The 21150-nt window shown below is 35.3% G+C and carries 26 protein-coding genes; 11 read left to right on the plus strand and 15 right to left on the minus strand.

The window, feature by feature from the left end; translation table 11 throughout:
• Positions 1-251: 251 nt before the first annotated feature.
• The 11 genes from QSE00_RS23815 to QSE00_RS23860 form a co-directional block, all read right to left on the minus strand.
• Entirely contained in the window at positions 252-458 is a 207-nt protein-coding gene (locus QSE00_RS23815; protein WP_085500090.1) for a hypothetical protein, read from the minus strand.
• Between the two features lie 28 nt (positions 459-486).
• A complete protein-coding gene (locus QSE00_RS23820) occupies positions 487-756 on the minus strand; it encodes a type II toxin-antitoxin system RelE family toxin (protein ID WP_031442719.1) in 270 nt (89 codons plus the stop codon).
• Complete coding sequence (locus QSE00_RS23825; protein WP_286107807.1) at positions 753-1004, minus strand: hypothetical protein; 252 nt, start codon at positions 1002-1004, stop codon at positions 753-755. Before QSE00_RS23825 ends, QSE00_RS23820 begins: the two co-directional genes overlap by 4 nt.
• Before the next feature lie 137 nt (positions 1005-1141).
• The gene (locus QSE00_RS23830; RefSeq protein ID WP_286107808.1) at positions 1142-1933 is read right to left on the minus strand and encodes an AAA family ATPase; all 792 of its coding nucleotides are present in this window, start codon (positions 1931-1933) and stop codon (positions 1142-1144) included.
• 32 nt (positions 1934-1965) lie between these two features.
• Positions 1966-2190 (minus strand): hypothetical protein, encoded by a 225-nt coding sequence (locus QSE00_RS23835; protein WP_286107809.1) that lies wholly within the window; start codon positions 2188-2190, stop codon positions 1966-1968.
• A 27-nt stretch (positions 2191-2217) separates the two neighbouring features.
• Positions 2218-2604, minus strand: coding sequence for a hypothetical protein (locus tag QSE00_RS23840; protein ID WP_286107810.1), 387 nt, complete (start codon positions 2602-2604; stop codon positions 2218-2220).
• Positions 2605-2624: 20 nt separating this feature from the next.
• On the minus strand, positions 2625-3194 hold the full coding sequence (locus QSE00_RS23845) for a hypothetical protein (RefSeq protein WP_286107811.1): 570 nt from the start codon (positions 3192-3194) through the stop codon (positions 2625-2627).
• 477 nt (positions 3195-3671) lie between these two features.
• Positions 3672-4004, minus strand: coding sequence for a DUF6527 family protein (locus QSE00_RS25310; RefSeq protein ID WP_353477497.1), 333 nt, complete (start codon positions 4002-4004; stop codon positions 3672-3674).
• Positions 4001-5377 carry a ThiF family adenylyltransferase gene (locus QSE00_RS23850; protein ID WP_286107812.1) on the minus strand — a complete coding sequence of 459 codons (1377 nt, stop codon included), beginning with the start codon at positions 5375-5377 and terminating at the stop codon, positions 4001-4003. The genes QSE00_RS25310 and QSE00_RS23850 overlap by 4 nt, the downstream gene beginning before the upstream one ends.
• Positions 5361-5783 (minus strand): E2/UBC family protein, encoded by a 423-nt coding sequence (locus tag QSE00_RS23855; RefSeq protein ID WP_286107813.1) that lies wholly within the window; start codon positions 5781-5783, stop codon positions 5361-5363. Before QSE00_RS23855 ends, QSE00_RS23850 begins: the two co-directional genes overlap by 17 nt.
• Entirely contained in the window at positions 5783-6082 is a 300-nt protein-coding gene (locus QSE00_RS23860) for a multiubiquitin domain-containing protein (RefSeq protein ID WP_286107814.1), read from the minus strand. Before QSE00_RS23860 ends, QSE00_RS23855 begins: the two co-directional genes overlap by 1 nt.
• A 140-nt stretch (positions 6083-6222) precedes the next feature.
• Here QSE00_RS23860 and QSE00_RS23865 point away from each other — a divergent pair, with 140 nt between their 5' ends.
• The 3 genes from QSE00_RS23865 (at position 6223) to QSE00_RS23875 (ending at position 8881) form a co-directional block, all read left to right on the plus strand.
• Complete coding sequence (locus QSE00_RS23865; RefSeq protein WP_286107815.1) at positions 6223-6783, plus strand: hypothetical protein; 561 nt, start codon at positions 6223-6225, stop codon at positions 6781-6783.
• 2 nt (positions 6784-6785) lie between these two features.
• The gene (locus tag QSE00_RS23870; RefSeq protein WP_286107816.1) at positions 6786-7082 is read left to right on the plus strand and encodes a hypothetical protein; all 297 of its coding nucleotides are present in this window, start codon (positions 6786-6788) and stop codon (positions 7080-7082) included.
• A 296-nt stretch (positions 7083-7378) separates the two neighbouring features.
• A complete protein-coding gene (locus tag QSE00_RS23875) occupies positions 7379-8881 on the plus strand; it encodes a hypothetical protein (protein ID WP_286107817.1) in 1503 nt (500 codons plus the stop codon).
• 65 nt (positions 8882-8946) lie between these two features.
• Here the strand turns inward: QSE00_RS23875 and QSE00_RS23880 are convergent, their stop codons facing one another.
• The 3 genes from QSE00_RS23880 to QSE00_RS23890 all read right to left on the minus strand — a co-directional run bounded on the left by QSE00_RS23880 (position 8947) and on the right by QSE00_RS23890 (position 10691).
• Positions 8947-9561 carry a recombinase family protein gene (locus QSE00_RS23880; RefSeq protein WP_286107818.1) on the minus strand — a complete coding sequence of 205 codons (615 nt, stop codon included), beginning with the start codon at positions 9559-9561 and terminating at the stop codon, positions 8947-8949.
• 148 nt (positions 9562-9709) lie between these two features.
• Positions 9710-10135, minus strand: coding sequence for a hypothetical protein (locus QSE00_RS23885; RefSeq protein WP_286107819.1), 426 nt, complete (start codon positions 10133-10135; stop codon positions 9710-9712).
• Entirely contained in the window at positions 10122-10691 is a 570-nt protein-coding gene (locus QSE00_RS23890) for an RNA polymerase sigma factor (RefSeq protein ID WP_286107820.1), read from the minus strand. Before QSE00_RS23890 ends, QSE00_RS23885 begins: the two co-directional genes overlap by 14 nt.
• Positions 10692-10852: 161 nt before the next feature.
• On the opposite strand from QSE00_RS23890, the gene QSE00_RS23895 reads away from it, so the two are divergent.
• Positions 10853-11227, plus strand: coding sequence for a DUF6249 domain-containing protein (locus QSE00_RS23895; RefSeq protein WP_286107821.1), 375 nt, complete (start codon positions 10853-10855; stop codon positions 11225-11227).
• Positions 11228-11306: 79 nt separating this feature from the next.
• Entirely contained in the window at positions 11307-13754 is a 2448-nt protein-coding gene (locus QSE00_RS23900; RefSeq protein WP_286107822.1) for a TonB-dependent receptor, read from the plus strand.
• Between the two features lie 132 nt (positions 13755-13886).
• Here QSE00_RS23900 and QSE00_RS23905 read toward each other — a convergent pair whose 3' ends face one another.
• Positions 13887-16319 carry an ABC transporter permease gene (locus QSE00_RS23905; RefSeq protein WP_286107823.1) on the minus strand — a complete coding sequence of 811 codons (2433 nt, stop codon included), beginning with the start codon at positions 16317-16319 and terminating at the stop codon, positions 13887-13889.
• Between the two features lie 493 nt (positions 16320-16812).
• On the opposite strand from QSE00_RS23905, the gene QSE00_RS23910 reads away from it, so the two are divergent.
• From QSE00_RS23910 to QSE00_RS23935, 6 genes are all read left to right on the plus strand, one after another.
• Complete coding sequence (locus QSE00_RS23910; RefSeq protein ID WP_286107824.1) at positions 16813-17415, plus strand: DUF1648 domain-containing protein; 603 nt, start codon at positions 16813-16815, stop codon at positions 17413-17415.
• A gap of 410 nt (positions 17416-17825) precedes the next feature.
• Complete coding sequence (locus tag QSE00_RS23915) at positions 17826-18101, plus strand: DUF2089 family protein (protein ID WP_286107825.1); 276 nt, start codon at positions 17826-17828, stop codon at positions 18099-18101.
• Positions 18102-18103: 2 nt separating this feature from the next.
• Complete coding sequence (locus QSE00_RS23920; protein ID WP_286107826.1) at positions 18104-18685, plus strand: hypothetical protein; 582 nt, start codon at positions 18104-18106, stop codon at positions 18683-18685.
• A 5-nt stretch (positions 18686-18690) separates the two neighbouring features.
• A complete protein-coding gene (locus QSE00_RS23925; protein WP_286107827.1) occupies positions 18691-20091 on the plus strand; it encodes an alpha/beta hydrolase family protein in 1401 nt (466 codons plus the stop codon).
• A 168-nt stretch (positions 20092-20259) separates the two neighbouring features.
• Positions 20260-20619 carry an SdpI family protein gene (locus QSE00_RS23930; protein ID WP_286107828.1) on the plus strand — a complete coding sequence of 120 codons (360 nt, stop codon included), beginning with the start codon at positions 20260-20262 and terminating at the stop codon, positions 20617-20619.
• A gap of 243 nt (positions 20620-20862) precedes the next feature.
• Positions 20863-21150: DUF6155 family protein (locus QSE00_RS23935; protein ID WP_459076857.1), on the plus strand; the 288-nt coding region annotated here is incomplete at its 3' end.

The following is a 21150-nucleotide window of genomic DNA, read 5'->3' on the forward strand; positions in this document are numbered from 1 at the left end:
GAGTAATCCCTCTGGTAAAAATAAGCTCAATAACGATAAATCGGTTCCTTTGTCCATCCCTTAAATTTAAAGTGCAAAGAAATAAATTATTCACTTCAGACCCAAGTTTTGTTCTTGATCCCTTTTTTTGAAACGGATTTTTTCAATTCTGTAGGTATTTACTAAAAAAAGGGAAAGTGTGTGCGGTATTCTTTTCTTTAATTTGAAAGCAAGACAAGGTAGATTCCTCACAGAATCCAATTCATCGTTTATTAAGACCTTGACCGATTATAATTATCAATTAACGCTTCAGATACGATTTTGGCCTTTTCATCGTCTATACAATCAAAAGTAATTTTTTGGGTGGTTGTATATTCTTTTAGCAGCTTTCTGACATCCTCAGCGGTCAGAAAACCATTATCCCTTAGGTTGCCCACTATATCACTATATCTATGCGACCTAAAACCATCTTCTAACATGTCCTATATTTAAACTTCAAATAGAATATTACTTAGGAAAAACTTTGTAAATATCATTGCGTTTCAGAAACCTTGCTAATTCGACACAATCAGTTTCTTTATAGAGTCCTAATCTATAATCGCCCATTCTTATTCGGTAAGCAATGGAGTAGCCCCTCATTTTTTTTACGCCAGTTATTTCTTCTAAACTTTTGGCAGCTTCAATTTCAAGAATCAATTTCTTTATTCTTGATTTTAACCCCTTGTCCTTGACTTTCTTAATGTCACTAAGAAAACTCTTTAGGAAGATAACTTTCATTCGTCTAAGGCATTCATTACATCTTCTCTACTTACTGTTTCAGTCCTGTCTACTTGTTGCATTAGTAGGAGAAGTCCTAAATCTTCTTTTTCTTCATCCGAAAGAGCATTCAAGCGTTCTTTCTCTTTTTGTTCCACAAAAAATGATATTGCTTTTTCCATTAGAGCCTTTACGCTCATATTCTCAAATGCCGATAAGATTTTAAGTTTAGTTAAAATTGTTTCGTCAATGTCTATGTTTTTTTTCATGATCAACATTTTATAAAACAAATATACAATAAATATACCATGTATATAATATACACATTACTTACTTTGAAATAGTCCGTAATTTTGACACTTCTTAAATGATTAGCAAATGTATCCTTCAAGTGAACTTTGGTAAATCATTCTAGATGTCTAAGATAGGCATCGGGATTATTTAAAAATGACCTTGTTATTGAATAATGATCAGTATCCTCAAAATCAACTTTTTTCATACCATCATCAGAAATTTGGTAAATTGTCGCCCCTGGATAGGCCATTAGCATAGGGGAATGAGTGGCTACAATGAACTGTGATATGTTGTGCCTAAGATGTTCCTTGATGAAGTATAGCAACGAAAGCTGCTTGGACGGGGACAGTGCAGCTTCAGGTTCGTCCAATAAATATATTCCACGTTGATTGATTTTATCGTTCATTATTTTAAAGTAGGCCTCGCCATGAGAGAAACCTTGCAGGTCTTGACCATAGTTCTTGTACATATTGTGTATCTGATAGTTCGAATTATCGCGAATTGATCTAAGAACATGGTCTGGGACATCTCCTTTAATATCTTCGAAAAAGGTAGAAAGTCTGTTATCTTCATTTTGTATGCCGTTCAACAAATTTCCAAAATCCTCCGCCCTCAAAAAGAATCCGCGCGGTCTATCTATCGCCCACTCAATAGATAAGTAATCCATTAATATTCTAGCGGCTTCGAAGCCCCTCTTACTATAAGAAGAACCGTCCATGTTCGGTAGTTGAAGTCTAAATGCAATTGTCTCCAATAGAGTCGATTTACCTGTTCCATTATCTCCTATAATAAAAGTGATCGGATTCGAAAAATCCAATTCCTTGGCATATTTAACCGCAGATATGTCAAAAGGAAACGGTTGTTCCCGGGGACAATCAATACTTACTTTGGATATATAAGACACTTTTCAGATTAATTTACAATTTGGTTAATCGTTTATTTAAACTTAGATTCTTCTAACTGGTATCTATCTGACAATTCATTCAATTTGTGAACTATTGGAATAAATGTTTTAGATATTATTACAAACTTACCATTAAACCAAATTTTGAATGCATTATATCCTTCAAGTGTTTTGCCATAGGATATCTTAGCTTCAACCGTTTCGTATTGATCAGTGAAGACAAAGGTTTTGCCGTTTTTTAATTCTAACTCGGACATATTTTCTATCCTTTATTTGAACTTTGGTTAACCTTGGCGTTTTGATTTAATGACCGGTTCCAACTTTTTCTCTAGATACATTTCAACCGAAGCTAACCAATGGTAGTTGTTTGGGTCTATCAAATTAAAAAGTAAGACTTTGGCCTTTTTATTTTCTTTTAAGGACTTCATTTCTAAATATTCATTTCTAGTGTTATCCCTAATATGTTCTAGTGCTCTTTTTCGGCTATTTGTCAAATGTCTTCCAACCTTAATCACCTTATCTTCAAAATAGAAAACATAGACACCTGGGTGATAAATATACTTTTTATCAGAACTAGCTAAATTCAATAGATTTTCTGTGATAATGATGAACCTATCTGATATAGAGCCGAATTCATTATTAAATTCATGTTCAATTTCTTGTAGTGTCATTTTAATCCTTTATTTGAACTTTATTGTAAATTATATCTATTTGAAGCGTATAGTTCAATAGCCTTCAAATAATCTTTAGAACCGTTCATTGTCATATCTTCTACGAAGCCATCTAAATCATGATGATTATTCTTTATCCAACTAACTAGCGAGTCTTTCTCTTGGTTCCAAACTTCCCAATTTACATCAATGTATTCTAATTCCTCAAGCTTTGAAATTTTCCCTGAAGTAAAAGATACTTTGACCTTAAAAACCAAAGGATTGTTCTTTAAAAACTCATTGCGAACATTATCTTGGGCAACTGTCACGATAATATCATTGTTCTTTTCGTCTAATTCAACGATTTTATAGGATGGTTTAAATATGGAATCCCATTTAAAAAAATCATAAAAACTGTCATGGTTATAAGGTGTTTCGTAATCTCCGGAAATTATTGTGACACTATCATTTATTATAGCTTTTATTTCATTGTATTTGCCTGAATCAAAAGCATTGTAATATCTACTTACAGTTTCTTTATGACTTAATTTCTGTTCGTTACATCCCGTTAAGAAATACAAAAGAAATAGTATGAGAAAGGTGTTTTTCATTGATCCTTTATTTGAACTTTATCTATTCCTCAATATTCATTCTAAAATAAAACAAATAAGTGTGGGTCTGGAGTTATTTCGTAAACCCCTCAAATGTTAATAAATTTTGCGACATTTTAGCGTGATATTTGGTAATAATTAGTAAACTTACAGTATATATATTTAATAAAATAGAAGATTATGGGAATTAAACCAGGACCAAAAAGGATTGCGGATTCAACAGGAAAACCAGATAGGCGTCAACGAGATAATAAGGAGACTCCTAAAAATACGCCATCACTAAAACCTCACAAGCATAAGAAAGGTGATTAACCATTATTTTAATGAAGACGTGAAATTGTCGTTTGTTTCAACTTTTAAAGAAACTAAAAATCGCAGAGCATAATAAACTCCTTACAAAAAGTGCATTCCGTAAAGAGGCTAAGTTTTAAAACCCAAATTTACCTACCCCTCAAAGCCCTATGAGTAAGAAACAAGTCAGTGAAAACACCAAATTATTCTACCTTTTTTTATCCAAAAATGACTTTTACAACCCTTCAGCCTATGTATCGATGGCGCTATATTAACTCTATTCCTAATCATAGTATAACTCCATCTCGGAGACTCGTCCTCCATTAAGTTTAAATGTATTACTTTGTCGCACCCACAAGGGCATTTAAAGAACAGCAACCATGAACTCTTAATACTCCCAACAATATAAAGTATTCTGCGAGCGGGATATTCAGGAATGTCTTCGACATATCTAAAAGTATACCTATTCCATGGAAAATGGGTTGAAATATTCTGGATTATATTCCTCAGTGCTCTCATAACCCTGGTACGTCTAAAAAAGGCTTCTGATCACCAAGGCCAACCTTTTTGGCTAGATAATCGTCAGGAACTCCATCACAATCGTGGAAAATCATATCTTCAGATAGAGACAACCAGGTTACCGCTCTTTCACTCGGTGCATACCCCTTATATTGGTGTATCCTATTCAAAAAGTCGTTAACGCAGAAACTGGATACGAACATGTTTACACTGATAACAGCAGGGCTTTCAACATTGACATTGACAATGTACTTTTCCTTAAGTCTCATTTCATATTCATCATTATTTTCACGCTTCAATGTTGCTGCCTCTAGACCCTTTATGCTATAAACACCTCTGGAAAGAAGGGATGATCCTCCGGGCTGGATAAAATGGACAGCGCCATTAATTTGATTAATACCACCAAGGCCATCAGCCTCCAGCTTTATTCCTATATCAAAATATGGGATACAGTAAAATGTGGAAATCTGATTTAACAAATGTCTTCCATCAATGCTGTCAACACATCCAAAAATGACATCACAACTTATAAGCGCTATGATTGAGTCCCTCGAATCATATAAATTATCTGTATAGGATACTACTTCTGTCTCAAATCCAATTTTTTTGATGGCTTCCTTTATTACATCGACCTTAAAGGATTCTGTTTCTGCATGACACTTGTATGTATTTAATATTCTGTTTAAATTTTTAAGTTCTACGATGTCCGGGTCTATCATTATAATCTTGCCCATACCAAGACGTACCAATTGCTCTATTAAAGGAGATCCAGTACCGGAAGCACCTACCACGCCAACTACCATATTTTTAAGCAATTCGCTTGTGCCAAGGCCGAATGATTGAATATTTCTGATAGCCATGCCCGGATTCACATCCGATTTGGTTCGACAAAATATGTTAATAGTATCTCCGGCTACCATAATTCGTTCGAAATCTTGAAAATTGTTGTCTTCACCGATGACCCTACCGAAAAATTTTCCATTGGGCAAGGCAACAACGCTTCCATGAGGATGTTCACCATCAATCCATCCGTAAATAGAAGGGAATAACTTCCAGTCGGAAGTATCATCCAATTCGGAAAAACGATTGAAGCCTCCAGGGTGACTATGGAACTTCACAACACTTAGCTTTAGTTTGGCCGCTTTTTCAATTAATGGAATAAGTGATTCTGTTTTCCAGTTCACATAATCCGGTGAGCGTCTACATTGGTCATATGGGATGTCGAAAACTTCGTGAACACAAAGGATAATTAATTCATCACCTTTATGATGCCCGCACAAAGCTATGGATACTGCCTCCATATTATCACTTGGGAAAAGATGTTTTTTCATTTGTTTGGCATGCTTACCTGAAATTCTAAGCTGGTACTTCATATGGGATTTTATTAAATTCTCTTTGTAGCCAATTTTCGATTAGTGCGAAGTGGGTTGAAATATTGTCAACACCTTCACGCCATGGATTTTTCAAAGTCCTATGTCTGGACCATCTTTGCCAGGTTTTATTATCCAAGGTCAAGGTTGCCAAGGCACCTATGCGATGTCCGTCTTTCCTGGATATTGCAGGTGAAAAATATACCATATCCAATTGGGCCCTTGGATAAGCGGACGGAATGTTAATAGCAGCAGTTACATGTTTCTGTACATAACCATTTGGAAGTTCAAAATTGTGTATTAGAACCCAGAGCTGACCTTTTTCTTTTACAGTTTCCCAAGGAAAACCAAGGGTTTGTAAAAATCCTTGGTCCTCATCGGATAAATCAAATTCATGTCTGGTTTCCATTAGCCCTCGGTTTGATCTAGGGGTATTGTTATGAATTTTTCAATACCTGGCTCTGTAAAATCAACACTTTCGTCTAATCCAATTTTCTTCACAGTACCTCCTCGAAATTTCTGTCTCAACTGATATTGAGAGGCCGGCATTTTTCCTGCCAATTCCAAAATCTCACGCCCAATCTTAGATTCCTCTTCGACAACAAATTTATCTCGGTCTACCTTTATTCTGTACCGCTTGCGCCTTGGGGGCTTCTTGTTGTCTTTTGAAAACTCTTCTAAATCGATAATTTCTATTTTGTCTGTCATAGCATCTAATATTTTATTTTTATTAATTGTGCCTATACTTATTAATGTTAAGAAGTATCAGATATTTTCAATTGAATTTTTTTTATCCTTTTGTTATTTTATTGAACTTTATAACATTAGTACGTAAAGGCCAAGGTTATATGAATTCAGAGAAGATAAAATTGTTTGAAACACAGAATTGGGATTACATTATTAAGGACCTAACCTACTACGCTTATTCCAGATTTAGATTTTGGAATTTGCTGTATGAAAAAGGAATTAAAGGATATTCTCCAGAAGAAATAGCATATGAGGCTATAGAAGCGGTGCTTTCTGGAACATGGAATTGGGACCCAAAAAAGGCAGATTTATTAAGTTATCTCAAATTCCATGTTGTAAAGGGCATGGTTGCCAACTTGGCAAGGAATAAAGAGGTAAAGATGAGCGATGCCAACGACATCCTTGAACTTAATCATCAGGAGAAATATTCAGCCGAAGAAAATATGAATGCTGCCCAAGTCCTAGACATTATTAAGGCTCAATTGGACAAGGAGTCCATCCTATTTAAATTGTTTCTCTTGATCTATGATGGTGCAAAAAGAAAGGACATTTGCGAAGAACTGGACTTAAGCTATGGAGAATACAACAATTTAGTACGAAAACTAAGATCACGTATAGAAAAGATGAATTCGAACCAAATTTTTGGTTCACTGAAACAATAATTATGACAAAAAAAGCAACTGGTAAAATATTAAACAGAATTTTCGAAGAATCTGAAAGAAGTACTCATTCAACAGAAGAGTTGGACAAGAAGTTGGAACAACTTGGTGTAAATTCTAATTTGCTTGTTAAAGAAGGTGTACAACGCATTGAGAAGTTGTTGAAGAAAGAGGGAAAACTACTGGAAGAGAATCAGTTAAAATCAACTAGATTTCTTATGGCAGCCAAAAAGAAAAATCAGGATTTTGATTTAGATAAGGAGATAGGTAACCATAAGAACATGAAGAATAAACGGAAATAAATTTTGTATTTATATTGCTTTATGGTTATATTCGCTGGGAACAAGGAGGCTTTTAGTATACTAAAAGCAAGAATTAAGTGTTATGATTTAATACAATTCATCATTACCATCCCTATTTTTATGTCAAATATACATTCAACCAATTTTCTAACTGCAAAAAATCAGATTAATAGAGTTAGCGAAGCCGATTTATTGAAAGCATTGGAAGAAGTCAAAACCAACAACGACAATTTTCGCAAAAGTTTCAAATCTGATAATGAAGCTATGTCTATTAAAGCTGGAAGATAAGTTTGGACATGTCTTATGAAATCTTTGAGTATACCGACGACAACTTAAAAATCGCTCTGGATAATCAAAGAATACCTCTAAACGTACTAGAAAAGCGTAAGCATTTTAAATACTTTCAAAATTATTTAGGCCCAGATGGTATTGTCGCCAAAACAATATTGGTGGAAGAACCTTATATATCAAAAGCTTATCTAATAGATTATTCGAACTATTATTCTATATGTTTTCAGGACTACAAAAGAGATTGTAAAAGAGTCCATTTTTTTGGGAAAAGTTTTGATGATATCAAATTCGAAAAAGAGCTTTATGATTCCAAGTCAAATTTTCTGAACGATTGCTACCTTGGATATATTGTAGTTAAACCGCTTCCGGATAGCATAATTGGTCCTACATTGTTAAAAACATATGAAGTAAGGAATGATGGTATGGAAAGGTTTTATCCTAGTTGCAGGGAATACAAAGTCAACCTTTTTGGAAAAGTGTTGAAGTTAAAATCTTTAGTATATCAAGAACAAGATACTGTTGTGGCAGCTTGTGCTTCAGTTGCAATTTGGAGTGCATTTCATAAGACTTCCAAACTTTTTGATACCAACCTTCCCTCACCAAGTGAAATCACTAAAAGAGCAGGTAACCTTTTTTTGAACTACGGACGTACGTTTCCTAACCCTGGTCTTGATATTACTCAAATTTGTAAGGCCATAGAATCTACAGGTTTGGTTTCTGAGTATATTATCTCAGATTATTTCCAAAGCAATGTTAAGTCAGCCAAAAGACTAATTTATGCCTATAATAGGGCTGGGTTGCCAACATTATTGTTTCTAAAATTTGCAGACGGACTTGGCCACCTAATAACCATAAATGGGTATTCAGACTTCACTGTCGAAAATGAAAAATCGGAAGAAATTTCATTGCTGGCAGATAATATTGAAAAATTCTACGCCCATGATGACCAAGTTGGCCCATTTGCGAAAATGAGCTTTACTGGGAATGATGATATTCAAACACCATGGCCGGATTCAAATGGTAATGCTATCAATGCTAAAATATACGCGGTAATCATTCCAGTATATCCCAAGATTAGAATTAAGTTCCAAGATGTTTTTGATAAGGTAAGTCTTATTGATCAAATCTTTTTTAAATCTAACCTATTCAAATTAGAAATCGAATGGGATGTTTTCTTAATAGAAAGCAATGATTACAAAAGGACAATTTCAGAAAGTGAAAATAATACTTCTGTAAAAAAGGCTGTTGTAATGAAAACTTATCCCAAATTCATTTGGATAGGAAGAGCAATTATCGAAAATCAGAATCTCTTTGATTTTATTTACGACTCTACCGATATTGCCTCTGGATATTTTTGTATCGACTTTGTGCTTTACTATAAACAGCAAAAATTCAAAGAAAATTTATTAGAAAATTTTGTTCGTTATAAGTCTATTTATGTAGATCATCTAGGTGGTCCTAAACTGGGTGAAGACTTCTACAACAAAGTGATACAAGAGCTTCAATAGGTAATTTTTATGACATTTTATTTGGTCTCCTTCTAAAAAACCGAAACACCACACCGGTACGGAAATCATTTTTTCCCTCCGTAAGGCCTAAGTTTTCCATCAAGCCCCCTTATCCGTAGATATTTATAATAAGTCGCCCTGGATATTTCAAGCCGATCACTTATTTCACTAACCGTCATTATTCCTTCATTAAAATACTCCTCACAAAGTACCGCTATTTGCTGATTTTTCTTGCTAATCCCCGTGGGGGCACCTAATATTTTCCCCCTTGCTCTCGCAGAGGCCAAACCGGCCTTGGTACGTTCAATGATAATATCCCGTTCTAACTGTGCTAGGGCAGCGAACATGTTTACAATGAATTGGGAATGCGAAGACTTGTCCGTCGTATCCAAAAAAGGTTCGGTAATGCTCCGGAACTTGACCCCTTTTTCATTGAGTTGGTTTAAGAAGTTTGTAAAATGAATCAAGCTTCTGGCCAGGCGGTCCAATTTCCAAACAACAATAGTGTCCCCTTCACGGGCAAAATCCAGAAGTTTGCTTAAGCTTTTACGTTCTTCTTGAGAACTGGAAACCTTATCCGTATAAATGTTCTTTTTATCAATACCTTCTTTTAAGAAGGCGTCGAATTGCAGATCCAGATTCTGTTCTGCAGTACTTACCCTAGCATATCCAAAAACCATAACCCAAAGTTCAAATAAACGGTCATTTAAATATACTTATGTAGTTCCGTAAAAGGTTAATTAACGAAACTATTAAAAAGGACCAAGAATGGGACACTTATATAAAAGAATATAAGTAGTCTCAAAACTGACCCATAAAAAGGCCGTTTTATAGAACTGAATCAAATTTATTTTTGGTCAATCTTTTCTCAACAACATTGAATAGTATTACCGCAATAATTCCAATAAAAACAAACCCTTTGTACTTGTCCAAAACGCCTAAAGATGGAGCAAGGGCATCTTTAAAAACGAGAAACATTGAAGCGATTACAACCGTACCGAAAAGAAGAACGAAACCCAAAAGCCAATAGAATTTGGTATCGTTGGCCTGTTTTTTCTCGGTCTCGATTAGTCTTAGCACGTTCGGTTTAAACGAAAGCGAAAGGCCCTGCCCGGGCTTTTCCTTTAAATGCCCGTAAAGTACTTCGTAGGCCTTTAAGTCTTCTGCATCTATCGTTTCCGGAGTTTCATCCTCAATACCCTTCATTTTTTGGTCTAGAAGCTCCTGAATTCTAAAATCTTCATCTTTCTTCATAATCGTCTTTTAAATGGTCTTTAATTTTTTCCTTTAGCATCTTCCGTGCCCTATACAAATAGCTTTTAATCGTGCCTTCGGGCATTCCTGTAGTTTCATTGATTTCCTCAACTGTAAATTCTTCCAAATGGAACAACGTTACAACTATCCGATATTGCTCGGGCAGTTGTTCAATAAGTTTATTAAGGTACTCCGAAGTATTTTTTTTGGTTAATTGTTCTGCCGGATTATCTTGATCGCTCTTTAGGCTAACAACGTCTTCGGGGTAATCCTCGGTCAAATTCCTTTTGTACTTTTTCACGTGATTTAGTGCGGTCAAGTAGGCGATTTTTGCAATCCAAGTGGATAATTTTGACTGATGCTTAAAACTGCCGATACTTCTATAAACCTTTACAAATACCTCCTGAGATACATCTTCTGCATCCATCTGTTCTGGAACTACCCTTTTGACCACATGAAAAATCAGGTTTTGATATTTGTCCACAAGTGCCGAAAATGCATTGGTATCCCCTTTGATTATACGGGCAATCATTTCCTTTTCCTCGGTTATACTCATATCAAGTAGACAACACAAATTTAAATAAGGTTGCAAAATAAGCGAGAATTATCCAACTTTGATGGGTTGCACTAAAGCCAATCAGAAATTAATATAAATTTTTTTATTTTTTCTGCAACCTAAACCGAAAAGCAGTTGTCTACTTAGCAAAACACAATGATATGTTATACAGAATCGCACCTTACATAATGATTACGGCAATTGCCTGGATGTTTACCATGATCTTAATCCAATTGATGAAATATCGGACAAGAAAAAGAATGATAGAAACCAACTTGGACGATGAAAATGTTGTTAAGGCAATTTTGGAAACCAAAGGGCCAAAAGAAAGGGAGCAGAATGTTCTTAAATGGACTTTGCTAGGAATTTTTGGCGGTCTTGGATTGATAATTCAAGAATTCTTGCCCTATAAAATGGATGAATCCATACTTCCATATGGAGTAGTTATAATATTACTGTCCATTGGCCTTTTGATATATTACCTTCTAATCACTTACTTCTTAAAGAACCGTGACGACGGTTCGAAAGAACACTAGAGTAACCCAGCTATTTATTAATGTATTGTTGACCTAAGAAAAATCCTTGGGGTAGCAAACTAATGTCAAAATTTAAGCCATGAAATCATATAAAAATAACTTCGCAAGTCTAATATTAATCTTTTGTGCAACCTTGCTCTGCATGACTGCCAATGCACAAACGGAAGCAACCGCAGAAATAAACGGGGAGATAACGACCGCTACAAATGAACCTTTGCCATACGCCAATCTCGTGGTATTCAAAGCATCGGATTCATCAATGGTAAAAGGGGCAATGTCCGATGACTTAGGGTCATTTCTAGTTGAAAAAGTACCTACTGGAAAGTATTATGTTTCAGCAAGTATATTGGGCTTTAAAACCTATAATTCAGAAGTATTCGAAATCGCTCCAAATGAGAAAAAGAATTTTGGCACACTACTATTGGAAGAAGAAAGCTTTGAACTCGAAGGGGTAACGGTAACAAGCAAAAAATCGTTAATTCAGAACAAAGTGGATAGGGTCGTATTGAATATCGAAAATAGTGTACTCGCCACGGGCAACACCGCAATGGATATTCTGCAAAAAGCTCCGGGTGTAACCGTCGATAACGGTGTACTCAGTCTGATAGGCAAAAGCAATGTACTGATTTTGATTAATGGAAAGCAAACGTACTTATCTCAAGACCAATTGAAAAACCTGATGAGTTCTACGCAATCGAGTGCAATCGAATCCATTGAAATCATGACAAATCCATCTGCAAAATACGATGCCGCTGGCAATGCGGGAATCATCAACATCAAGATGAAAAAAAATCAGAATGCCGGAACGAATGTAAGCGTAAATCTAAGCAATGGACAAGGCAGATATAGAAAAACCAATGGGGGAGTGGCCTTGAACCATAGAAATGATGTACTCAATATTTTCGCAAATTATGACTACTCGGATAATGAAGATTTTAGCACAATCGATGTCGATAGGTCTGCATCATTCTCAGAGGAATCGTCTTTTTTCAATTCTTCATCCTTCGATAAATACCAATACAAAACCCATAACTTCAAAGTTGGAACGGACGTAAACCTATCTCCAAAAAGTACACTAGGTTTTATCATTAGCGGTAATTTTCGGGATGGCGATTCAAAATTGATGGGTACTACGGAGATAGGTGCGCAACGCGGGATTGTCGATTCAACGGTTGTCGGGTTGAATACCGGAAGGTTTCCTACCAAATATGTAACCTATAACTTGAACTACAATGTAAAGCTGGACACCGTGGGTACTGATTTGGCTCTTAGCTACGATTATTCCAATTCAAGAAGAAATGAAAGCTTTGATTTTAGCAATCGTTTTTTGGATGAAAACCGAAACGAATTTCGTGCCGATAATTTTAGAAACCTTACCCCTCAGGATGCGGATATTTATGTCGGAAAAGTTGATTTTACGCACCCCTTTAACGAGACTTCAAAAGTTGAAGCCGGATTAAAATATAGTTCAGTTGAAACGGACAATATCCTTCAATTTGACGTACTGCAAGATAACGGTAGCTATGTAAACGATGAGAGACGAAGCAACCAGTTTATTTATAGCGAAAAAATTAGTGCGGCATACGTGAATTACAACACGCAATTGGGGTCATACAACATTCAAGCTGGATTACGTGCGGAAAGAACCGCATCTACCGGAAACTCCGTAACGGATGCAAATGTTGTTGACAGAACCTATACGGACTTGTTCCCGACACTTTTTGTTCAGAAAAAAATCAATGATTCAAATACGATCAGTGCCAGTTATGGAAGAAGAATTGACCGTCCTAACTATTCATCTTTAAACCCGTTCGTCTACTTTATAGATCAATATACGTTCCGTTTCGGCAACCCATTTTTAAAGCCTCAATACACGAACACCTATAATTTCGGCTACCAGCTTAAGAACAAATATAAATTCGACTTGAGCTACAGCAATACGAAAGATGCAATCGCCTTTATACTATTGACCGATGAGGAAACTCAATCGATTTCTCAAACTGATGCAAACCTTAACGGTTTCAGTTCTTACAGTATGAATATTAATGCACCTATCAAAGTTACCAACTGGTGGAACACCTATAATAACTTGTCGATGTACTATAACCAATATAAATCGGATGATGTAGAAGGTGCAACGCTCCAATTGGAAAAACTTGCTTGGCAAGCAAGTACAAACCATACTTTCACTATCGACGATAGATCATCTGCCGAATTGAGTGCCAATTATGTATCGCCAAATGTGTACGGTGTGTTCAACTTAAAATCATATTACGGAATAGATTTGGGGGTAAGCAGAACGTTTTTTGATGATAAGATGAACGTTAAGTTGGCCGTAAACGACATTTTTAACACTAGGGGCAAAAGAACGACTTTTAGCACCCTGCCCAATAGTAGCTATGACATTAATACCAACTACGATAGTCGTGTTGTTCGGTTAAGTGTTTCTTATAAATTTGGAAACATCAAACTTAAATCAGCTGACAAAAGAGGTGGTGCGGAAGAAGAGAAGAACAGGTTGCAATAGAGAGGGATTATCGAATAGCACCGTAAAACCAACCATTTTTAGGACATTACTAAACTTTCAATAGCACATCATCTATTGGCCGTTTAATCATACTCTAAAACCAACGAATGAAAATTAAAAGACTAAAAAAAGTTATTCTGTTCTTAAACTTTTGACCGGGTCTGCATTTGCCGATTTTATGGCTTGAAAACTTACGGTAAGCGTACCAATAAGCAATGAAATTATTCCTGCAAAGGCTAATAACCAAAAGGACAGTTCTATTCGGTACGCAAAATTTTGAAGCCAATACTCGGCTGCCCACCAGGCAATAGGTGCAGCTAGAATAAAGGCCATAATGACAAGTTTAAGGAAATACGTGGTGTGTAATGATACTATTTGCGTAACAGTTGCCCCTAAAACCTTACGTACTCCAATTTCTTTAATACGCTGATTTATAGATAAACGGGCCATACTCAGCAATCCGAAGCAACAGATAATCAAAGAAAGTATAGTAGCGATATTGACCAATTTCTGCCATTGCTGTTCTTGTTTGTATTGTTTTGCATTCAACTCATTCAAAAAATCGTAAGAAAACACGGCATCAGGCATAATGGTTTTGTAAACCTTTTCTAAAGCTAAGATGGCTTCTTGTTGTCTTGACTTCTGAAACTTGACTAAAATTTTTCCTTTCGGAACTTGAAGCATAGCCATATACATTGGTTTAATAGGCTCCCTAAGCGATCCCGAGTGAAAGTCTTTTACTACTCCGATTATTGTTCGATTTTGATTGCCCACTTCATATTCAATTAGTTTTATGGATTCACCCACAGGATCAGATAAATTGAACTTTTTTACAAAAGTTTCGTTTACAATAACTGAATTTGTGGGATCGGTTGAAAAATCAGTAGAAAAATTTCGCCCCAAGAGTATAGGAATCTCAACATCTGGCAGGTAATTTTCATCAACCCTAATTAGTGAAGTTTCTATTTGCTTATTATTTACCATTACCGCATCCGAAAAATAATTATGGGCATAAGAGACGGACGCTATTGCCGATTCTTTGGATAATTCTTCTTTCAATACTTTACCGATGGCAGCGAAATCTCGGTTTCCTGAAATACTCGTGGTTATGATTTGGTTAGGATTATAACCCAAATCTTTAGTGCGTATATAATCCATTTGCGAATAAAATATGATGGTCGCGATGAGCAAAAATATTCCCAAGGAAAATTGAAAAACGACCAACCCGCGTCCCGCTAAATTTCTACCACTCCATTTCATTTTATTGTAAAGTACTTCAGCTGGTTTTAGCTTAGAAAGGACAAAAGCTGGATAAAGCCCGGTAAGTAAAATAATTAACCCAAAAATTAATAGTAGAAATGCTCCTGAATGAAAATTCAGCATTTCTGTAAACGCAAATTGTTTGCCCGTAAGGGAATTAAAAAATGGAATTAATAACTTTATTGACAAAAGGGAAAGAAAAAATGAAATGCCACAAAGCAAGCCCGACTCGATAAGGAACTGAAAAATAATTTGAGTTTTGTTACCTCCGGCAATTTTTCTGACCCCTATTTCTTTTGCTCTCTTTATGGCGGAAGCTATACTAATATTAATAAAATTGATAGCTGCCATTATTAAAATAAGTAAGGCTATGGCGATAAAAACGATAGAATATATTGAGTTGCTAGTATTTACGACGGCTCCAGATTCGATACCAGAATTATCCCGATTCAGATGGGGATTCAAGTGTATATCCGAAATATTTTGTAATCCATAATTTATCTCGGAATCAAAACCGTAACTAGCTATCTTTTGCTCCACTTGGTCTTTGGCATGTATGGTAAACACACGGTCGAACTTCTGTTTTATAGCTGCTATATCTGATGTAGGCTCTAAAACCACAAAGGTTCCTAAATAGGCATTCAGCCAATTGGTATCGACCCAAGCAAGTTCAAGAAAACTGAACGGAAGTAAAACCTCAAATTGGATGGAAGAGTTTTTGGGAGCATCTTCTACTACTGCAGTAATTACCAAAGGCTTTTTTAACCGCTGAAAAGAAGGGTCATTATTTATTCGCAACACTTTCCCGATCACATTGGTAGAGTTAAAAAGTCGCATAGCAGTACTTTCTGAAATCACTACCGAGTTTACTTCGTTTAACGACGTTGCCTTATCTCCATATAACAGTGGAAAGGTAAAGACATCAAAAAAATTAGAATCAACGTAAAGTATATTTAAATTTAGGATTTTCTCTTCTGAAGAAACCTCATAGTATATTTCGCCGCCCATTACGCGTACATATTTCTTTAATTCAGGTATGGCATCTTTAAATGCTGGCCCTTGAACTTGTCCCGTTCTACCTACCGTTTGTGCAATGGCTCCTTTATGTTCCACCATATTTGTGGTGATTCTGTATAAGTTTGGATTATTGGTATGAAAATCATCGAAACTATGTTCCTCGTTCCAATAAATTCCAGCAAAAAGCAAACAGGTAACAGCTACTGTCATTCCTACAATATTAATTAGGGAATATAACTTGTTTTTCCAGAGATTTCGCCGTGCGATTTTTAGATAGTTTTTGAACATGGTTCTCGTTTATAAATTGATGAGTTGGCAAACTTAAGTCGGACGGCTATAGCCGATTTGCCACCCATTGCATTCCGATTATTACACCTAAATTTATGCCATAAAACGTAATGTACTAAAAACCAAATATATAATAGTTAATCGCTCTATTCTAAGAAATTCCCTTTGTATAATATCTTTACGGCAAGTGTCCAATAAATTTACACTGCACTATAAGATTTATGCTATGGATAGTTTCAACAAGGATGTGTATGTTCGAGTTTTATAAAAAGAACCGTTTTTGGGACACACACCTTTCTAAAGTCGTTTCATTTATCGGAGTTCTGCAACAGCCACAAACATTTTATGTGACTTTCAATGACAATATTGTATTCATTCTATACTTTAGTGAAAACTAAACCTATAAGACCAATTCCTTTGAACTTTTATGCAAAAGTAGGACCGATAAACATCTTAACCATACCGAGGCTAATTTCATTTAGATAGTGGGGTTTTGGAAATTTTATTGGATATTGGTTTATCAACTAGCTTCGCAAGAAGGCCATTGATTGGAATCTGTGAGAAAATGAATAAAAAATTGCGTCCTAAAATAATATTGAAAATGACCAACCTTGATAAGGGAATTGAGATTTTTGGTTGGCTTATCTTGGCTGGAATTTGGATTTTAACTCTAACGAATTACTCTAATTTGCCTGAAACAATACCGATTCATTTTAACGGAGCTGGAAAAGTGGACGGCTTAGGAAACAAATCGAAAATTCTAACATTACCAATCGTTGCATCGATTCTGAACATCTCAATGACAATAGTAAACCATTTTCTTCAGCGATTCAATTATCCCAATTCAATAACAAAAGAAAACGTATTTAAAAGTTACACCATTACAACACGATTGGTCAGAATATTAAAATTGGTGGTTGTTATCCTATTTGGAATGATTGTTTTCAGAACATTGCAGAATATTAATGGAACTGCTGATGGTCTTGGTATTTGGTTTCTGCCTCTAACAATGGGATTAATTTTTATTCCCTCGGTTTACTTTTTAATAAAAACCATAACAAAACAATCGTATAATAATACTGGTAATTTTAACTAAGATTCCGAGCATGGTATGATCCAGTTTATACATCTTGATTAGCGGCTCACTTTAAAAAGACAGGTCCTATAAATGGAACAATGTTGGAGGTAAATTTGTCATCAACGTTAAATAAATTCTTAATTCCTTTTTACCACTGTTATTTTTGATTCAGTTTTTATAATCCTGGTATTTTAGGTTATAAATGTGGCCTTGCCCTTTTAGGATATCTCCCTAATTTACAAACCTTCAATTCAAAGATTTTCTAAATCTCGGTTTAATACGCACCTGTCATATGCTGATTTTTTTCAAATGTATCCATTCTTTCAGATTTTTTAATAAAATATATATTTTGTTAAATAATATTAATTTTGTTATTAATATTATTTATAAATATCTTAATTTTGAAATACGTGTAATCATTTAATAGAATGAAAAAACTCCCAATTAACTGTCCAAGTTGCGAAAAATCTTTAATTGTTAGTCAGCTAGCTTGTCCTAGTTGCGAGACTGTTATTTCCGGAAACTATTCACTACCATTACTACTTCAACTTTCATCCGAAGACCAGGATTTTATATTTGAATTTATTCAATCCAGTGGTAGTCTGAAACAGATGGCTTTAAAAATGGGGAACAGTTATCCTACGGTAAGGAATAAACTGGATGATATCATTGAAAAAATTGACCAACTCCAAAAAAATAAATAGTTATGAAAACAATACTGTTCAAACTTTTTGAAAAATATTCCGAAAAAACTTTAATCTCATCAGGCATAATTTTCACCCTACTAGGTTCGTTCCTTGCCTATACTTTCAATATTCGATTTGATGGAATCCTTGATCTCCATGTCGTAAACAATACTTCTCTATTTGATGCGCTATCCGACAACTTGATCAATGTCATTTGCTTGACGCTATTTTTATACATTTCCTCCAAATATATAAATAGAAAAACAAGATTAATCGATATAGTAAGCACCGCTATGGTAGCACGTACCCCCCTTTATATTCTTCCAATATTTAATATAAATAAGTTAATTACCAAGTCCAGTGAGGAATTGATTGAATATGCCGATCCAGAACTTATAGGCGAAATTTCACCTTTAACTTGGTTGACAACGATTACATTCGGAATTATTACAATGATTTTTATAATATGGTACATTACCTTATTGTTCAATGGCTTTAAAGTTGCTTCAAATGCCAAAGGAAAAGTGCCAATAGTATTATTCATCCTATCACTTTTGCTTGCTGAAATTTTATCTAAATTTCTAATAATCCAATTAACCTAAATCATATGAAAGGCATAAATCTAATTCTGATTGCCATCCTGACAACATTGGCCATCCATGGACAGGATATTACGGGTCAATGGCATGGCACATTAGATGTTCAGGGAACACAATTAAACTTAGTATTCAAAATCAGCAAAATTGATAGTGGTTACAGTTCAACAATGGATAGCCCTGACCAAGGAGCCTATGGAATACCTGTAACATCCACAAGTTTTAAAGACTCAACATTGAGACTTGTTGTATCAAACGCAAAAATTGAATACGAAGGTATTTTAGGTGAAGACGACATTGTATTGGGGAATTTCAAACAAGTGGGTCGAACACTTCAGTTGGATTTGACAAGGGAAAAAGTGGAAAAAGCGGAAAGGACAAGACCTCAAGAACCAAAAACGCCATATCCATATCTCAGCGAAGAAGTGAAGTTCCAAAATGTAGGGGCAAACTTGACCTTAGCGGGTACTTTAACACTTCCAAAAGGGAAAGGGCCTTTTCCGGCAGTAATTCTTATTTCTGGTAGCGGTCCCCAAAACCGCAATGAAGAACTTCTTGGACACAAACCGTTTTTGGTAATCTCCGATCACCTGACCAAACAAGGCATAGCGGTATTGCGATATGACGATAGAGGTTTTGGGGAGTCAACAGGTAATTTTGCTGAAGCCACAACCTTGGATTTCTCTAAGGACGTGGAAAGCGCAATCTCGTTTTTAAATTCGAGGAAAGATATTGACAATAATAAAATTGGCTTAATTGGACATAGCGAAGGCGGAATAATAGCACCTTTGGTAGCCGCCAGGTCTAAAGATGTAGGTTTTATTGTTTTATTGGCCGGTTCGGGTATAAGAGGAGATCAATTGTTGTTGTTACAAGGCGGATTGATAGAAAGATCAATGGGTAAATCTGAAAAGGAAATGGAAAAGTCCAATTCAACTAGAAAAAGGGAACTTGAGATTGTCATGAATTCAGAAGACCCTCAAAGCTTAAGAAAAGATCTGCAAATGTATTTAGACGTGGCTTTGGATAAAAACTCAAATGAGGTTGTACCTGAAGGGATGACCACTGAACAATTTATTACGGCTCAAGTAAGTCAAATTTCAACTCCTTGGATGATGTATTTTGTAAAACATGACCCAGCATTGGTGTTAGAAAAAGTTAGTTGCCCTGTCCTAGCAGTAAATGGGGAAAAGGACCTACAAGTCCCCCCCAAAGAAAATCTAACGGCCATCGGTAATGCTTTGAAAAAAGGCGGCAATAACAAGGTTACCATAATGGAATTACAGGGACTAAATCATTTGTTTCAGGAATGCGAGACAGGATCTCCATTTGAGTACGGAAAAATAGAACAGACGTTTTCGCCAATTGCCCTTGAGGAAATTTCGAATTGGATATTAAAGCTAATAAACTAATTACTATTTTTCAAGAGTAGTTCCCTAATCTTAAAGTTTTATGGGACTAAGCTCATACACGAAAATATACCACCTTGACAGTGTTAGTATAAATGGATACTAGATCAGTGATTATATCCCTACGTGCAACATATTGTCAACTTAAAACCGAAAAACATTTTCATTTAGATGAACTTCAATTTTCTCTTAGGACTTGGTTCTATTACTTTTGGCTCAATTGTATTAATCATGGGATTAATACTTAAAAAGAAGCCAACAAAAATAGGGCGTGTAAATGGATTTCGAAATAAACATTCTATGAAAAACCAGGAGCAATGGGATTTTTCGCAAAAAGTATTTGCCAAAAATTTGATTAAATTTTCATGGATTCCTTTTGTGACATCTGTACTCGGATTTTTTGTCAATGAACAAAACACTCCTTGGGGATTATGGGGCGTAATGACAAGTTTTCTTGTGTGCATGGCAATGGCCTCCTTTGAAACAAGAAATAGAATAAATTCGGAATTTGATAAAAAAGAAGGCAATTAAATATATTATATGTTGCACAATACAACCTCCCATGAAAAGCACTAGTCCAGTTCTCTAAAGTTGATAAACATCTTATTTTAGATAGTTCCCTAAAAAGAACCTTTTATGGGATTACAACAATCCCCCTTTCCGAATAAAGTGCTTAGAAACCTCTCTTTATCCCGGGCATAAATGGATAAACCGTTATATTCGTATTGATTGATATAACAGGTTACCAACAAGCTTAAAAAAAAATTGTCTAAAATGGCATTTAGAGAAGTAAAAAAAGAATTGAGCGGAATGGAGAAAACTGAAATCATTAAGTTGATTTCGGAGATATATAAAAAAGTACCAGGCGCCAAAACCTATTTGGACGTTTTTGCCACAGGTGAAATCAAGAAACTTGTGGAGAACTATAAAAAGGAAATCGAAAGATACATTTATCCAAATGGACGGAATATGCAGATACGTGAAACTGAAGCTCGAAAAATAATACGGACTGTCCAAAAAATGGAGATAACAGAGCTTAATGTGGAATTGGAATTGCATTAT

This window comes from Arenibacter flavimaris (assembly GCF_030291335.1).
In the GTDB taxonomy this organism is placed as follows: Bacteria; Bacteroidota; Bacteroidia; order Flavobacteriales; family Flavobacteriaceae; genus Arenibacter.

Coding starts and splice junctions, on each gene's coding strand:
- QSE00_RS23930 (WP_286107828.1), top strand. CDS start 20,260: ATGAACTTCAATTTTCTCTTAGGACTTGGTTCTATTACTTTTGGCTCA.
- QSE00_RS23865 (WP_286107815.1), top strand. CDS start 6,223: ATGAATTCAGAGAAGATAAAATTGTTTGAAACACAGAATTGGGATTAC.
- QSE00_RS23815 (WP_085500090.1), bottom strand. CDS start 458: ATGTTAGAAGATGGTTTTAGGTCGCATAGATATAGTGATATAGTGGGC.
- QSE00_RS23825 (WP_286107807.1), bottom strand. CDS start 1,004: ATGAAAAAAAACATAGACATTGACGAAACAATTTTAACTAAACTTAAA.
- QSE00_RS23875 (WP_286107817.1), top strand. CDS start 7,379: ATGTCTTATGAAATCTTTGAGTATACCGACGACAACTTAAAAATCGCT.
- QSE00_RS23820 (WP_031442719.1), bottom strand. CDS start 756: ATGAAAGTTATCTTCCTAAAGAGTTTTCTTAGTGACATTAAGAAAGTC.
- QSE00_RS23845 (WP_286107811.1), bottom strand. CDS start 3,194: ATGAAAAACACCTTTCTCATACTATTTCTTTTGTATTTCTTAACGGGA.
- QSE00_RS23900 (WP_286107822.1), top strand. CDS start 11,307: ATGAAATCATATAAAAATAACTTCGCAAGTCTAATATTAATCTTTTGT.
- QSE00_RS23840 (WP_286107810.1), bottom strand. CDS start 2,604: ATGACACTACAAGAAATTGAACATGAATTTAATAATGAATTCGGCTCT.
- QSE00_RS23915 (WP_286107825.1), top strand. CDS start 17,826: ATGAAAAAACTCCCAATTAACTGTCCAAGTTGCGAAAAATCTTTAATT.
- QSE00_RS23890 (WP_286107820.1), bottom strand. CDS start 10,691: ATGAGTATAACCGAGGAAAAGGAAATGATTGCCCGTATAATCAAAGGG.
- QSE00_RS23870 (WP_286107816.1), top strand. CDS start 6,786: ATGACAAAAAAAGCAACTGGTAAAATATTAAACAGAATTTTCGAAGAA.
- QSE00_RS23895 (WP_286107821.1), top strand. CDS start 10,853: ATGTTATACAGAATCGCACCTTACATAATGATTACGGCAATTGCCTGG.
- QSE00_RS23850 (WP_286107812.1), bottom strand. CDS start 5,377: ATGAAGTACCAGCTTAGAATTTCAGGTAAGCATGCCAAACAAATGAAA.
- QSE00_RS25310 (WP_353477497.1), bottom strand. CDS start 4,004: ATGAGAGCACTGAGGAATATAATCCAGAATATTTCAACCCATTTTCCA.
- QSE00_RS23885 (WP_286107819.1), bottom strand. CDS start 10,135: ATGAAGAAAGATGAAGATTTTAGAATTCAGGAGCTTCTAGACCAAAAA.
- QSE00_RS23855 (WP_286107813.1), bottom strand. CDS start 5,783: ATGGAAACCAGACATGAATTTGATTTATCCGATGAGGACCAAGGATTT.
- QSE00_RS23920 (WP_286107826.1), top strand. CDS start 18,104: ATGAAAACAATACTGTTCAAACTTTTTGAAAAATATTCCGAAAAAACT.
- QSE00_RS23860 (WP_286107814.1), bottom strand. CDS start 6,082: ATGACAGACAAAATAGAAATTATCGATTTAGAAGAGTTTTCAAAAGAC.
- QSE00_RS23905 (WP_286107823.1), bottom strand. CDS start 16,319: ATGTTCAAAAACTATCTAAAAATCGCACGGCGAAATCTCTGGAAAAAC.
- QSE00_RS23880 (WP_286107818.1), bottom strand. CDS start 9,561: ATGGTTTTTGGATATGCTAGGGTAAGTACTGCAGAACAGAATCTGGAT.
- QSE00_RS23925 (WP_286107827.1), top strand. CDS start 18,691: ATGAAAGGCATAAATCTAATTCTGATTGCCATCCTGACAACATTGGCC.
- QSE00_RS23835 (WP_286107809.1), bottom strand. CDS start 2,190: ATGTCCGAGTTAGAATTAAAAAACGGCAAAACCTTTGTCTTCACTGAT.